The 15,426-nt window shown below is 48.2% G+C and carries 11 protein-coding genes; all 11 read right to left on the bottom strand.

Annotation, left to right across the window (positions count from 1 at the left end):
- Positions 1-310: 310 nt before the first annotated feature.
- Entirely contained in the window at positions 311-2,071 is a 1,761-nt protein-coding gene (locus tag FGQ85_RS04680; RefSeq protein WP_138372801.1) for a glycoside hydrolase family 13 protein, read from the bottom strand.
- Positions 2,072-2,077: 6 nt separating this feature from the next.
- Positions 2,078-3,532 (bottom strand): 4-alpha-glucanotransferase, encoded by a 1,455-nt coding sequence (gene malQ / locus FGQ85_RS04675; protein WP_138372800.1) that lies wholly within the window; start codon positions 3,530-3,532, stop codon positions 2,078-2,080.
- 29 nt (positions 3,533-3,561) lie between these two features.
- Positions 3,562-5,820 (bottom strand): glycogen/starch/alpha-glucan phosphorylase, encoded by a 2,259-nt coding sequence (locus tag FGQ85_RS04670; RefSeq protein ID WP_138372799.1) that lies wholly within the window; start codon positions 5,818-5,820, stop codon positions 3,562-3,564.
- A gap of 26 nt (positions 5,821-5,846) precedes the next feature.
- The gene (locus FGQ85_RS04665) at positions 5,847-7,775 is read right to left on the bottom strand and encodes an amylo-alpha-1,6-glucosidase (protein WP_138372798.1); all 1,929 of its coding nucleotides are present in this window, start codon (positions 7,773-7,775) and stop codon (positions 5,847-5,849) included.
- A 10-nt stretch (positions 7,776-7,785) separates the two neighbouring features.
- A complete protein-coding gene (pulA, locus tag FGQ85_RS04660) occupies positions 7,786-9,723 on the bottom strand; it encodes a type I pullulanase (RefSeq protein WP_138372797.1) in 1,938 nt (645 codons plus the stop codon).
- 30 nt (positions 9,724-9,753) lie between these two features.
- Entirely contained in the window at positions 9,754-10,629 is an 876-nt protein-coding gene (locus FGQ85_RS04655) for a sugar ABC transporter permease (protein WP_138372796.1), read from the bottom strand.
- A 3-nt stretch (positions 10,630-10,632) separates the two neighbouring features.
- On the bottom strand, positions 10,633-11,520 hold the full coding sequence (locus tag FGQ85_RS04650) for a sugar ABC transporter permease (protein WP_330677477.1): 888 nt from the start codon (positions 11,518-11,520) through the stop codon (positions 10,633-10,635).
- Between the two features lie 213 nt (positions 11,521-11,733).
- Complete coding sequence (locus tag FGQ85_RS04640; protein WP_138372795.1) at positions 11,734-12,264, bottom strand: isochorismatase family protein; 531 nt, start codon at positions 12,262-12,264, stop codon at positions 11,734-11,736.
- A gap of 41 nt (positions 12,265-12,305) precedes the next feature.
- Positions 12,306-12,920 (bottom strand): DUF4125 family protein, encoded by a 615-nt coding sequence (locus FGQ85_RS04635; RefSeq protein WP_207670222.1) that lies wholly within the window; start codon positions 12,918-12,920, stop codon positions 12,306-12,308.
- Positions 12,895-14,655, bottom strand: a complete 1,761-nt coding sequence (locus FGQ85_RS04630; protein ID WP_138372794.1) for a DUF4037 domain-containing protein — start codon at positions 14,653-14,655, stop codon at positions 12,895-12,897. The genes FGQ85_RS04635 and FGQ85_RS04630 overlap by 26 nt, the downstream gene beginning before the upstream one ends.
- Positions 14,656-14,664: 9 nt before the next feature.
- The gene (locus FGQ85_RS04625; RefSeq protein ID WP_138372793.1) at positions 14,665-15,420 is read right to left on the bottom strand and encodes an exodeoxyribonuclease III; all 756 of its coding nucleotides are present in this window, start codon (positions 15,418-15,420) and stop codon (positions 14,665-14,667) included.
- Positions 15,421-15,426: the final 6 nt, after the last annotated feature.

The following is a 15,426-nucleotide window of genomic DNA, read 5'->3' as shown; positions in this document are numbered from 1 at the left end:
GTCTACCATATTTCCGGGTACCAGAAAAGAGACGTCCCAAAGAAAACATATTTTCCAGACAGAAAGCTGCCCTCATAATTCCCTTGTCAAATACTTGGATAAAACGGCGAACGCCTTGAAAATGAAAAAGCAGAGAGCTTTTCCGATGAGTAAAGGATAACACGAACAATCTGCTGAATCAAGGAATATAAGGATAAATTTTTTCTAACCTTTATTAACCTTTGACATAAATTCAGGGAGGTAATGGCTCATATGAGTCACTACCTCCCCTGATATTACAGTAAATTATTGTCCGGCTACTGACATTTTCTTACCGCCCGATTCTCCGAATCAGTACCCCTTTCGGTTCCAGGCGTCCATCCTGATATTGTCTCTGGAACAGGATCTCTCCTTCTCCTTTCACTGTCACCGGTTCTTCCGTGCAGTTCAGAAGGATTTCAATCTTATTCTGCTCCTGATCAAGTTTAATATACTGTACCAGACGCGGCTCGTCATATTCTTCCGGGAAGTGGAAGTACAGACTTCGCAGCGCCGGTTCCGTCTTCCGAAGATGAATCAGCTTCTGGATTTCATGAATCTTCTGCTGGTTTTCTTCGGTCTGAATCTGATCCCACGGCATACATCTGCGGCAGTCCGGATCGAAACTTCCTTCCATGGCAATTTCCGTGCCGTAATAGATGCACGGACTTCCCGGCATGGTAAAGAGAATCGCCAGCTGCTGGTAGAACAGGTCCAGATCGTGGAAGCGGTTCATAAGACGCTCCGTATCGTGGGAATCCAGAAGATTGAACAGTACATTGTTGGACTGCTGCATGTACATCGTGTAGCAGTGGTTGATCATGTACTCGAAATCTTCCTTTTTCATCGTCGGATCAATAAAGAAATCGTGGATACCGCTCATGAGCGGATAGTTCATGACGGAGTCGTATTCGTCCCCCATCAGCCACTGGCTGGCGTCGTGCCAGATCTCTCCCAGAAGATAGATGTCCGGTTTGATGGCTTTCACATGATCCCGGATCCGTTTCAGGAACCGGTGGGACACTTCATTTCCCACATCAAAACGGATGCCGTCGATATCATAGTCCCGGATCCAGCCTTCGCAAACGTCCTGGAAATAGCTGATCACGGCCTCGCTGTTTGTATTGAGTTTCGGCATCTTATCCGCAAAAGCGAAGGAGTAATACCGCCCGTCTCTCGTACTTGCTTCTTTGTTCAGTATCGTCCAGTCGTTGACCATGAACCAGTCTGCGTAGGCGGAATCTCTTCCGTTTTTCTTCACATCCAGCCATGGTGCGAAGTCTTTTCCACAATGATTGAAGACCGCGTCCACCATCACACGGATTCCATGTTCGTGCGCCTCTGCCACCAGACGTTTCATCGTCTCGGAGTCTCCGAACTGCGGATCAATTTTTGTATAATCTTTTGTATCGTATTTATGGTTGGAGTCTGCCTCCATAATCGGATTCAGATAAATTCCGGTAATGCCAAGTTCTTTCAGATAAGGAAGTTTCTGACGGATTCCTTCCAGGTTTCCGCCGTAACGCTCTTCGTTTTTGACTTCTCCCTCATTTTTCCACGGAAGAATTCCCTCCCGGTCGTCTCCCGGCGTCCCGTTGCAGAAACGGTCCGGGAAAATCTGATACCAGATCGTATCATTTACCCAGTCCGGCGTCCGGTTCACATCAGCCGGATTCATCCATGGAACCGTAAAGCACTGAAGCATTCTGCCGTCCATCTCCATCTGCTCTTTTGTCAGAAATCCGTCTTCAAAATAATACCAGACCTCATCATCTGTGTGCAGTTCAAAATAATACTTGCAGCGCTTGTATTTCGGTACGAGAGTTGTGGTCCACCAGATCTGATGTTTCAGCCGTTTTTTGTAGACAATCTCTTCCCGGACTCCGGTCCACTTTTCGTTTCCTCCAAGAATTCCCGCTTCAAAGGGATCTCCATAATAGAGGAACACCCGCTTCACATCATATCCTGTCTTCAGATTGACAATCAGTTCCGATTCATTTAACGAGTAGCTCATCTGCTCGGTTGTTCTATGGTAAACTCCTGTAAAATCCATCTGTCATCAGGCCCTTTCTGTCATTGTTTTCCGGTAGTGTTTCAGTTCCTTCTTTGCCTGTGTAAAATCCGTAATTCTCCATTCCCAGTTCGGAGAGCCGACCGTTCCCGGCGTATTGATATGCCCTTCTTCTCCAAGGCCCAGAATGTCCGCCATCGGAATGATCGCGTACTCTGCCCTGCTCCGGAATGTATAGGTAAGGAGCCGGTCTTTCACGGAGCCCTGTTTGATGCCCTGACGTTTGAGGAAGCGGCGTACCTTTCTTTTTGCTGCCACGCTTAATCCCTCATACCACTGCATCAGCGTATCGTTGTCGTGGGTTCCGGTATAAATGATCATGTTTTCCACATCGTGGAAACTGTCGTAGGCATATTTTCCACCTGTTTCGATGGAAAAGACAAGGATTTTCATCCCTTTCAAATGATAATGGTCTTTTAATTCCAGTACTTCCGGGCGGAGTTCCCCAAGGTCTTCCGCCACCAGATTGAGTCCGTCAATCTTTGCTTTCAGTGTGTCGATGACTTCGTATCCCGGAGCTTCGATCCATTCTCCTTCAATGGCTGTCGGACACTCTGCCGGAATCTTCCAGAAAGTGTCAAACGCCCGGAAATGGTCGATCCGGATGATGTCAAACAGCTTCTGGTTGTATCCGATCCGGTCGGTCCAGAACTGATATCCATGCTCCTTCATATAGTCCCAGTTATAGATCGGGTTGCCCCACCGCTGTCCGGTAGCGCTGAAATAATCAGGCGGTACTCCGGCGATGAAAATCGGCCGTCCGTCTGTGTCCAGAAGGAAGTTATCCTTTCCGCCCCAGACATCTACCGAGTCCACACCCACATAGAACGGCACATCTCCCATGATCTGGATGCCGTTTTCGTTGGCATGCTTTTTCACTGCCATCCACTGAGTGAAAAATTCATACTGAAGGAACATCTGATAGGCCGCCTCGTCTTCCTGCTCCTTTGCGAGCGGTGCGGGCACTTCCGGCCAGGCTTTGTCTTCTGCTTTCCATTCATTCCAGCAGGCATTGCCGTTTGCCTTTTTCAAGGCACGGAATACCGCGTATTCGTACACCCACGTCTGTCTTGTAAATTCCTGGTACTCTTCCGTCTCCTGAAAATTGGCGAACGCTTCTTTCAGATACGGCTCTTTGAATGCCCGGACTGCATCATAGTCAACGGTTTTTGCGTTTTCCCGGAAGGAAGGCGCCTTCTCTTTCAACAGCCCCCCCTCATAAAGCAGGTCCAGACTGATGTAAAGCTCGTCTCCTGCGCAGGAGGAATACGGCTGATACGGGGAATTCCCGTATCCCACCGGATTAAGCGGAAGAATCTGCCAGATCTTCACACCGTTTTCCTTCAGGGCATCGACAAACTCATATGCGTATGCACCCAGTTCCCCCACTCCCGTACGGGACGGGAGTGCGGATACCGGCATCAATATTCCTGTTTCTCTCATGATTGATCCCCTTTCATGCCACATTCGGTCTACAGATGCCAGATGTCCTCATTGTATTCCCGGATAGTCCGGTCAGAAGAGAAGAATCCGGCTTTCGCAATGTTGACAAGCGCTTTCTTTGCCCATGTCTTCTCATCCTCATAATCTTCGAGCATCTGCTCTTTTGTCTGAATGTAATCTTTCACATCCAGAAGGGTCATGAACCAGTCTTTGGATACAATCTCTTTGTACAGTCTTGCAAGACTCACCGGATCACCGATGCGGATCAGGTCTTTGCTGATGATAAAGTCTACCAGCTCCTCGATCATCGGATCGTTGTCATAAATCTCGCCGGAGTTGTATCCTGCTGTATCGTAAAGTTTGATGACTTCTTCTGATTTTGCGCCGAAGATGTAGATGTTCTCATCTCCTACCAGCTCATGGATCTCCACGTTTGCTCCATCTTCCGTTCCCAGTGTCACGGCACCGTTAAGCATGAATTTCATGTTTCCGGTTCCGGATGCTTCCTTGGAAGCAAGGGAAATCTGCTCGGAAATGTCACATGCCGGGATCAGTTTTTCCGCCTTGGTAACATTGTAGTTTTCTACCATGACAATCCGCATGTACGGACGTACCGCCGGATCGTTCTCGATCAGTTTCTGCAGGCAGAGGATCAGATGGATGATATCCTTTGCAATCGTATAAGCCGGCGCTGCCTTTGCACCGAAGATCATTGTAATCGGGCGTTTTGGCAGATTGCCTTTCTTGATTTCTTTGTATTTGTAAATTGCATACAGTGCGTTCATCTGCTGTCTCTTGTACTCATGGAGACGTTTGATCTGGATATCAAAGATGGAATTCTCATCGATTTCCACTCCCTGTGTCTGCATCAGATAATTCTTCAGGGCAGTTTTTGCGTTTTTCTTGATCGCTCTCAGATCACCAAGCACTTTCTCATCGTCCTTGTATGCGAGAAGCTTTTCCAGATTGGAAGCGTCATCCATGAATTCCGGTCCGATCAGGTCTGCCAGATAATCGGACAGCTCATGGTTGCAGTGTACAAGCCATCTGCGGAACGTGATTCCGTTCGTCTTATTGTTGAATTTTTCCGGATAAATGTCGTAGAACGGCTTTAACTCGGATTCTTTCAGAATCTCGGTATGAAGAGCCGCTACTCCATTGACTGCGTAGCCAAAGTGAATGTCAATATGTGCCATATGTACTCGGTCCTGATTATCGATGATGTACACTCTTTCATCGTGGAAGTCTCTTCTGACACGTGCGTCCAGATCCCGGATGATCGGCATCAGGTGCGGAACGACCTTCTCCAGATAATGGATCGGCCATTTTTCCAGTGCCTCTGCCAGAATTGTGTGGTTCGTGTACGCACAGGTTTTTCTTACAACATCCACAGCGGTATCCATGTTAAATCCTCTCTGCATCAGGAGACGGATCAGCTCCGGAATGACCATCGTCGGATGGGTATCGTTGATCTGGATTGCCACATGATCATACAGCTGATAGAGGTTGTATCCTTTCTCCTCCGCCTCTGCAAGGATCAGCTGTGCCGCGTTGCTGACCATGAAATACTGCTGATAGATTCTTAACAGCTGTCCTGCCTCGTCACTGTCATCCGGATAGAGGAAGAGTGTCAGGTTCTTCTTGATATCCTCTTTGTCAAACTGGATACCGTCATGGATGATGGACTCGTCCACAGAATCCAGATCAAACAGATGCAGCTTGTTGCAGCCGTTTTTATAACCCGGCACATCAATATCGTACATTGTGGAAGTCAGAGTGAAATCTTTAAACGGCACTTCAAAATGGCGTTCCGTCTTTGTCAGCCAGCTGTTGTCTGTGATCCACGGGTTTTTCTCTTCTCTCTGCTTATTGTCAACAAAGGTCTGACGGAACAATCCGTCGTGGTAGTTTAAGCCCACGCCGTCTCCCGGCAGTCCCAGTGTCGCGATGGAATCCAGGAAACATGCTGCCAGACGTCCAAGTCCTCCGTTTCCAAGGGACGGCTCCAGCTCGGCCTCCTCGATTTCTGTAATATCTTTGCCGTGATTTTTCAGTACCTCTCTTGTCTCATCAAACAGGCCAAGGTTAATCAGGTTGTTGGATAACAGTTTTCCAATCAGGAATTCTGCGGAAATATAATAGAGTTTTTTATTTCCTTCATTCCTCTTCATTCCTGCCATTTTCTCTTTTGTAATGCATAAAAGCGCTGTATAAATTTCTTCATTGGACGCATCGCTGATGCTTTTTCCATAGTTCTTCTGTAACATCTCCTGTAATAACTGTTCCATCTTTGTTCTCCTTTCGATGTGTGTTCTTATTTGACTGCTTCATATACACGCAGAATTTCTCCTACGCTCCACGCCTGGGCGAAGCATCCCTTAGACGAGGATGGATTTCCTCCGTCGTAAATCTCCGGAAGCTGTCCGATACAGCCCTCCCTCATGGCGCTTTCCATGACTTCCAGCTGTTCTTTGACTTCTTCTTTCGCCTCTTCGCTGTATCCGCATACCTTCAGATATGCCAGATAATAAGCGCCAAGCGGGAAGGTCCAGACCGTTCCCTGATGATATGCCAGGTCACGTTCTATCATCTCTCCCCCGTAAAACGGGTGGAACTCTTCGTCCCCTTCTTCCAGCGTGCGCAGTCCGTAAGGGGTGTACAGTTTTTCATAGACGGTGCGCACCACCTGCCGTTCCTGATCTTTTTCCAGCATGGTAAACGGCATGGATACGGCCCAGATCTGGTTGCACCGGATCTGCATGTCCGCCTTTGTTCCGGATACGAGATCTTTCAGGCATCCTCTCTCTTCATTCCAGAACTGTTCCCGGAAAGAAGTGCGTGTCCTGTCCGCAAGCACCCCATACCCAGTATATTCCAATCCAAGTTCAAATGCAAATATTTCCATAATCCGAAGTGCATTATACCAGTAGGCATTGATCTCCACCGGTTTGCCATGTCTTGGCGTCGGAAGGATTTCTCCCACCCGGACATCCATCCAGGTCACCTGGTCCAGGCCTTCTCCTGCCCGGATCAGGCCGTCTTTTTCCATCCGGATGCCGTGTCTCGTTCCCTCCCGGTATTTTGTGATGATCCGTTCCATCACAGGCCAGACTTCCTTGACAAAGTCCATATCCCCCGATGCCTGATAATACAGATACACACAGTTGATAAACAAAAGAGCTGCATCCACTGTATTGTACCTAGGCTCATTCTTTCCTTCCGGGAACAGATTCGGCATCAGACCGTCACGCTCGTTTGCTGCAAAGGTCCTCAGGATCTCTTTTGCCGTCTCATACTGCCCGGTGGAAATGCAGACACCCGGAAGAGCAATCATCGTATCCCGGCCCCAGTCCTCAAAGAACGGGAAGCCTGCAAGAATCGTTTTTCCTCCTGTAGATTCCCGGTCTGCCACAAACTGTGCCGCACTCTTTACAAGAACCTTTGCCATCGGATCCGCAAATCCGGCTTTTTCCTCCAGCGCTTTTCTGTACTTCTTTGTCTCCGCAATCACTGCCTGCGCATCGGTTCTGCCTTGTTCCATCGAGCAGACGATAGAAAGTGTCCTTCTTTCTCCTGCCGGAACCTGCATCCGGATCTTCAGCACCGCTTTTGCCGTTCCGCTCTCCCTTCTGCCGTCGCAGGCATCATAGCTGTAATAATACGTCTCTGTCTGCTCCTCCGGGAGGATTTCCCCGTCCGTCTCGAAATAGAGAGTCAATCCGTCTGAAGAAACGGTATTCCCTTTTCGTTCAAACACCTGCTCCTCCGTTAGATCCTCTCCCTTTCTTACAAACTGTAAAAAAGGTGTAACGACAAGCTCTGCATCAAACAGGCTTTGATTTTTCATCTCATAGACAACTGCCACCGTATTTTCCAACTGAGCCATCCCGAGTTCTTTCCGGATCCGGACGCCTTTTGTCTCCCAGCGCCAGACCGGAGTATCCTCAAAGGAGAATGTGGACAGATTCTGATATCCTTCTTCTTTTGTCCCGTCCGCAAACTCCTGCGCCGAGAGAATCTGTTTCTCTTCTCCGATCCGGATCTCTTCTTTCAGACGATGGATCAGATTGTATCGATGATTCGGTGCCTTCGTACATGCCATCAATAGCGCATGGTCATTTCTCGTAACCGAACCGGTCATCGTCAGAGAGGAAAACCCTCCCAGTCCGTTTGTCAGAAGATAACAGTTTTCCTGTCCTCTTGAAAGTGTTTTAAAATCCTGTTTTCCGTATATCCATTTCATAAGTCTGTCTTCACTTTCCTGTTTGTCCAAGTACTAATACACTGTGGCTGTCCACCTTTACCGTTCCTTCTGTAACAAATGGATCTCTCCACAGATTGCTGCTGTATCCATCCAGAAGGACTTCCCATTTTCCTTCCGGAAGCTCAACCGCAAATTTTTCATTTCTACTATTATAAATAATACATAACGTTTCCCATCTTGACGGTGCTCTTTCGTTTCGATTATCCACCGTAAACCCAACTGCTCCGTCTGTTTTCCACCGGTTCTGAATCCTTTTCCATGCGTTCTCAGACTTGTCGCAAAGTCCCGGAAGCTGTTTTCTCAGATGAATCAGCCCGCTGTAATACTCTGTTAGTTCATACTGTTCATAAGCCCGTTTCCAGTCCAGCCGGTTGATCTCAATCGGCGCATTGTAGGAATTTTCCAGTCCGTCTTTCGTGCGGGCAAATTCCTCTCCGGATAGGAAGAACAGATTTCCCTGGCAGGTCATGTAGATGGCCGCTGCCATGCGGTTGGCCTGCATCCGTTCTTTCTCATCCGGGATTGTCAGGGAGAGTTTATCCCACAATGTCCAGTTGTCATGGGCAGATACATAGGTGATGACCTGAGAAGGTGCTTTCACCTTCGATTCCGGGCCGCACCAGGCGCGGACGGAAGCAAGAATTTCCTCCTCCAGGCCTTCTCCCCCATTGACAAATCCCGGCTCCTCCCCTTCGAATGTATGACCTTTTACCGCATCCCGTGTATCATCACAGAAGAAGCCTACATGCGGATCCAGCTGGTCCACATGGCATTTCAGTGCCGGAACCGCCTGTTTTTCCATCGGAGTTTCATCTGCAGACCACGGTTCTCCGAATACCATCTTTTCCCCTTTACCATACCGGAGCGCAAGTTCCTTCTCAATCCGGTTCATCAGTCCCGTATCCAGAAGCCCCATCAGGTCAAACCGGAAGCCGTCGATGTGGTATTCTTCAGCCCAGTAAAGAACGGAGTCCAGAATGTAGTTTGCGCACATGCTCCGCTCGCTCGCCACATCGTTCCCGCAGGCAGAACCGTTTGCGGTCTCCCCGTTTTCGTGGACACGGTAATAGTACCACGGCACCGTTTTCTGGAACCAGGCATCAAGGGAATAGGTATGATTATAAACCACATCCATGATGACCCGGAACCCGTTTTTATGCAGAAACTGGATCATCTCCTTGAATTCTTTGATCCGGACCTCTCCGTTTCTTGGGTCCGTCGAGTAGGAGCCTTCCGGAACGTTATAGTTCACCGGATCGTATCCCCAGTTGAACTCCCCTTCTGTCTTGCTTTCATCCACAGATCCATAATCGTAGGCCGGCATCAGCTGCACGTGGGTGATACCGAGTTTCTTCATATAAGAAAAGCCCGTGGGATGCACGCCGTCGTGGTCTAGTGTCGTATTCTCACAGGTAAATGCCTTATACTTCCCCCGGAAAGCTGCCGGGAATCCTCCGGACGGATCCCAGGAATATTCCCCGATATGCAGCTCATAAATAATCTGTTCCTGCTGATAAGCGGGGGAAACATCTTCCTCCCATCCTTTTGGATCTGTTCTTTTTAAATCTACAATCATGCTCCTCTTTCCGTTGATCCCGCAGGCTTTCGCATAAGGATCCGCCGAGCATATCATCTTTCCCTCTATGGAAAGTTCAAAATCATAGTATACTTTGTGAAGCACTTCTTTTGTCCGGTATGCCCAGACACCTTTGCCCTCTTTTACCATCGCTTCCGTCCGGTATGAATCTTCTGATTCTCCATCATGATAGAAGCGGACTGTTACAGACTCGGCCACCGGGCTCCACAGGAGGATGGAAGTTCCATCCTCCGTGCAGGCTGCCCCGAGGTCATGCCCTTCATAGGTATAGTTCTGTTCAAATTCCGGATCTGAATAAAATGTTTTCCATTCTTTTGCTGTCTTTCTCATCTGTCTGTCCCTCATTCAAATCTGATTGTTTTAGCCCTTTACGGCACCGGACATACCGTCCACGTAGTATCTCTGCATGAACAGGAAGAGGATCGCGATCGGAATTGAAATCAGCACCGCTCCTGCAGCGAAACTTGTGTACCAGCTGTCAATATATTCTTTCTGAAGCATATTCCAAAGTCCTATCGCAACTGTATACTGGTCGGAGTTTGCACGGCAGATTACCTTTGCGAAAATGAAATCCAGCCATGGTGACATGAAAGATGTCAGTACCGTGTAAATAACGATCGGTTTACTAAGCGGCAGTGTAATCTTCGTAAAAATCTGCCACCTTGTACATCCATCGAGAAGCGCTGCCTCGTCCACCGCAATCGGAACCGTATCAAAGAATCCTTTCGCGATCTGGAAACTTAAGCCCGCTCCTCCTGAATAACACAGGATCAAAGCCAGTTTGATCAGATTGCCTTCTGTAAGGCCAATTGCCTTCAGGATGAAGTACACCGCAATCATTGACATGAATCCAGGAAACAGACCAAGAATCATCGCCATGTTCATGTATGGTTTCCGCAGTTTAAATTTCAGTCTGGACAGACAGTAGGAAACTGCCAGAACATAAAAGGTAGATAAGATACAGGAACATACTGCGATGAACAGCGTGTTCATGAACATCTGCGGAAAGTTCAGGATTGATGTATCCGTAAACAGTTGCACATAGTTGTCAAGTGTGAAGCTTTGCGGGAAGAAGGTGGAAACATAGGATCCTTTTTCCGCCCGGAAGCTCGTCAGTATTACCCAGATAATCGGGAATACCCAGATAAACGCCAGTATGGCAAGTACGACATGAACGATCGTATTATTGATAAAACGTCTCTTTTTAGCTGAGCGTACTTTTGTTTTCGCAGCCATGATCTAGAATCCCCCTTCTTCTTTATATGATTTACTGTTGCGGTAAGTAAGGAGCGCCGCAATCGCCAGAATGATAAATGTCAGGATACCGATAACCGCACCGATGTTGTAGTACTGTTTGTCTACGGTCAGTTTGTACAGCCATGTTACAAGCAGGTCAGTGCTTCCTGCCGTGGATTCCAGATTGGTAACCGGATCTCCTCCCGACAACAGGTAGATAACGTTGAAGTTGTTGACGTTTCCTGTAAATGTTGTAATCAGGTATGGTGTCGTCACATACAGCATGTACGGAAGTGTGATCTTAAAGAAGATCTGCACTGCATTGGCGCCGTCCACTCTGGCTGCCTCGTAAAGCTCACCCGGAATATTCTGAAGGACTCCGGTCAGCTGAAGCAGTGTATATGGTACACCAACCCAGATATTGATTACAATAACCGTTACTCTTGCCCACGTTGGATCCGTAAAGAACGGGAGGCTTGCATCCTGCGCAATCAGTCCCAGATTACGAAGCAGGACATTGACCGCGCCTTCCGGCTGAAGCATCGTTCTCATAATCAGAAGAGAAACGAACATCGGAACCGCACAGGAGAGTACGAAGCAGAATCTCCAGAATCCCTTTGCCTTTGTATCTTTCCGGTTGATTACAATAGAAAGAATCATACCGAAAATATAGTTGCTGAATGTTGCGAAAAACGCCCACACAAGTGTCCATCCAAGTACAGACCAGAACGTGCTTCCCAGGATACTGCTGGAATCAAACAGCGCTTTAAAGTTGTCAAGTCCCACCCAGTCAAACAGCATCAGATGATTGTCGATTTTACTGTAGTTCGTAAATGCCATACAGATCATAAAGATCAACGGCAGAATCGTCAGCGCACCGATAAAGATCATCGTCGGAAAATGCGGCTACTATGCACTGGACAGCCTGATGAACGATGTTTCCATCGGAACGCTGCTGCTTCACGCAAAGCTGATGGTGAGAAATTCTACAGGAAAGGCATCGGAAAAGAACTTCTAACAAAAAACTCCTCACAGAAATCACCGTACTACTATGTACCGTGCATTTCTGCGGGGAGTTTTTCAGTCTGCCAAAAGCATCGTTTTTTATTTAATTAGTTTTTGTATTTTTTTTGCCTCCGGCGTTCCTGCTTTTCCAAGAATCTCAAACAGCAGCGCTTCGTAGGTGGTCAGAACGGCACCTTCCATCTTTGCCCGCTCCAGAGCCATCTCCAAATCCCGCGGCTTTCTGCTGGAAATGCAGTCCGTCACCAGAACCGGCGTATATCCTTTTGCCTTCAGATCGATCACCGTCTGCAGCACGCAGATGTGTGATTCGATTCCACAGATAATTACCGTGCGCTTCTCTCCAAGTTTCGGAATGACTTCCTCAGCCGCACTGTAGCTGATCTTTTCCAGATAGTCACCGGTTCCTGCCGCTTCTGTGATCTCCGGCACTGTCATTCCAAGTCCTCTTGTATACTGCTGCGTGATATAAATCGGAATTCCAAGTTCTCTTAGTCCATTCAGGAGGATCACTGAATGTGCCAGCAGTTCCTCTTTTTCATACATAACCGGCATGAGCCGTTCCTGATAGTCTACCGCTACTGCCGCCATATCTTCCCGTTTCATCAACATCTGCTCTGTCTCCTTTTCTTCTGTCTTTATGGTTCTATTTGTTATTTTTGCATTTGCTCCGCTTCTTCCAGAGACTGGTATCCATAGAAACGGACCATGAATCCGAGATTCTTCTCCGTCAGGTTTTCCCCTTTTTCGGCCATCTCCCGAATCATCCGTGCATACAGTTTGATGGTCCGGTCCGAAAAGGTGCCGATTTCACCTCTTAAATAAGTCTCCTGGGAAGTATCCCATGGTGTGTCTTCCGAGGTATGGATCTTTCTTCCGGTACTGCCAAGCTTCGGATATCTCCGGGCAAAGTCCTCCGCCCACGCAATTTCCTGCCGGATCAGTTCTTCCTGCAGACAAATCCGTTCTTCACTTCGCTTTGGAAGAATATCCCGGAAAGCTTCATATTCTTTTGGCGCTGTACTTTCCATCATTCTGGCGTATTTTTCCGTCAGCAGATTCCAGCCGTCCGCCCATGCATCCTGAAGATCCGCAAGATAACTCTTCAATACTTCCTCATTCCACACAAGGAACTGGCTGTTTCTCATAATCTCAAAGGTCTCTTTGTCATCCTGGCAGGAGGCCCTGCCGCCCTCATTGTGAACATTCTGGAACTGCTGCCATTCCATTTCCACAATCTCTTTAATCAACTGATTTTTGTCCATCATGTCCCTTGTCCTTTTCTATTTCCATCAGCTTTTCCAGCACGGATGCCTTGTGGGCTTCCAGGAAATCATCTTCCCTGCCGGAAATTCCCTGCTCTTTCAGCTCGCCTGCCACAATCCGGCAGATCTGTTCGATTTTCTCTTCTATATCTTTATCTGTCGTCTCTTTTTCCATCAGTTCTTCCAGAAGCACCCGGATCTCCGGAATCCGTTGGAATTCTTCCATGCCTTTCATTTTCCATTTGTAAAACGGCATGTAGGTTTTGTTCAGAAGATATGCAGTCTCCACCGACGCAGAGAGGAACTCTGACAGGGAAAAATACATGGCTCCAAGAGCATTTCTCTTTTTGGCACGCGGGAAATTATACTGTCCCGCCTGAGCCATTTTTCCAAGTGAAACATAGAGCCGTTTCAAGCGGACGCTCTCCGGTTCCATGGAAAACGCCGCTCTTCTCTTCGTAAATTTCCCGAGCGGATCATCAAAGATCTCGCCGCTTACTGCGGTCCGCAGAGATTCCTGAGAAATGGGAAGCCAGTCTTTGTCTTCCTTCGGTGCTTTTTTATATCCGGTCAGATTCCGGAAAAATGTCCCGATCTCAAAGACGCCGACACGCTGCTTTCCCTGCTCCGTCGTATTTCTTGCCGCATAGCCCATAAATTCTTTTGGCAGTGCGTCATAGGCTTCCTGCAACTTCTGCCCGATTTTCCGATAATCTTTTTTCGTCAGCCACAGACAAAATCCCGGACCGAAATCGTGATCCGTGGACCAGGCATCGTCGTACCCCAGACATTCCGAGCCTTCTCCTACAAGCCCGGCCGCAATCCGCCCGGCATACTCCGGGAACTGCTCTTCGATCATCGTTTTTCCATATTCCTCATAATAAGCTTTTGCAAGTTCCAGACCTTTCATCTGGCTCTTCTCGGCCGCCTGCCGTCTTCTCAGCAGATCCGAGACAATTTCCAGATTCCGTTTTGTCACCTGATAGTACTCATTTTCACCGTAGAACCGGAAAATTTCATCCAGGGCTTTCTGATAGCATGCCTGAGATGCCTCCAGATTTCCTTCATGGAAATACGCTTCGCCAAGTCCGGACAGCGCTGACGCATAGTGAGAATCCTTCCCGTCCGGCATCTTTTCAAAAATCCGGACCGCCTGTTCCATATGCGCTTTTCCTTCGGCCGTCTCGTTCATCTGGAAACAGAGATTTCCCAGGTTCGTATGGGTAATTGCCACTTCTACGTCTGCATCATCCAGCTTTCTGACAATCTCCATTGCCCGCTCCAGCTCCCGTTTCGCCTCTTTCAGACGTCCCGTTTCACTGTACAGAAGACTCAGATTATTATGAAGCGATGCCATATGGTAGTCCGGCCCTGTAATATACCTCCGGTAAATTTCGTATGCCTGTCCGTAGAGCGTTTCCGCCTCCTGATATTTCCCTGCGGCACGGTATCCCGTCGCAGCATTTAACAGCATCGTGCCATACTGCATCGTGCCGTCAAGCCCCAGCTCGTCCGCAAGCTCCATGGCCTGTCTGGTGCAGAGCAGACATTCCTCATATCTTCCTGCCGCCCGGTAATATCCCATCAGTTCATTCAAAATTGCAAGGATCGCTCCGTCATCCCCGCAGGATGCCGCCTCTTTCAGTCCCCGTTTCAGGTACCCTTCTGCTTCACGGCCTTTCCCGGATGCATAGAGCAGATCCAGTCCCTCTAAAAATCGCTGTAGATCATCAAACATCGCTTCTTCCTATCCTTTCATATCCAGTTCCACCGGACAGTGATCGCTTCCCATGACCTCCGTCAGAATCTTCGCATCTTCCAGACGGTCTTTCAACGCTTCTGACACTACGAAGTAGTCAATACGCCACCCTGCGTTCTTCTTTCTTGCGCTGAACCGGTAGGACCACCAGGAATAAATTCCTTCCTGATCCGGATAAAAATACCGGAAAGTATCGATAAAGCCAGCAGCTTTCAGCGTCCGGAATTTGTCCCGCTCTTCATCGGTAAATCCGGCGTTTTTCCGGTTGGTCTTCGGGTTCTTAAGGTCAATCTCTTCGGCTGCGACGTTCAGGTCTCCGCAGAAAACAACCGGTTTTTTCTCTTCCAGGCGCTTCAAATATGCAAGAAAATCCGTCTCCCATTGCATCCGGTAATCCAGTCTTGCAAGTTCACTCTGGGAATTCGGTGTATAAACCGTGACAAAATAAAAGTCCTCAAACTCCAGAGTAATCACACGCCCTTCCTGATCGTGCTCTTCGATGCCGATGCCGTACTGTACCGAAACCGGCTCCCGTTTCGTAAAAATAGCAGTTCCGGAGTATCCTTTCCGTACCGCATAGTTCCAGTACTGATGATATCCCGGAAGATCCAGGTCAAGCTGTCCCGCCTGCATCTTTGTCTCCTGAATACAGAAAATATCTGCATCCGCCTCCTGAAAGAAATCCAGAAATCCTTTCTGCACACATGCGCGGATTCCATTTACATTCCATGATATAAACTTCATGTATTT

Source organism: Pseudoflavonifractor sp. BSD2780061688st1 E11 (genome assembly GCF_005844125.1).
GTDB lineage: Bacteria > Bacillota > Clostridia > Lachnospirales > Lachnospiraceae > Sellimonas > Sellimonas catena.
Note: the sequence above shows the minus strand (reverse complement) of the source record. Positions and strands in the feature narration are given on the sequence as shown.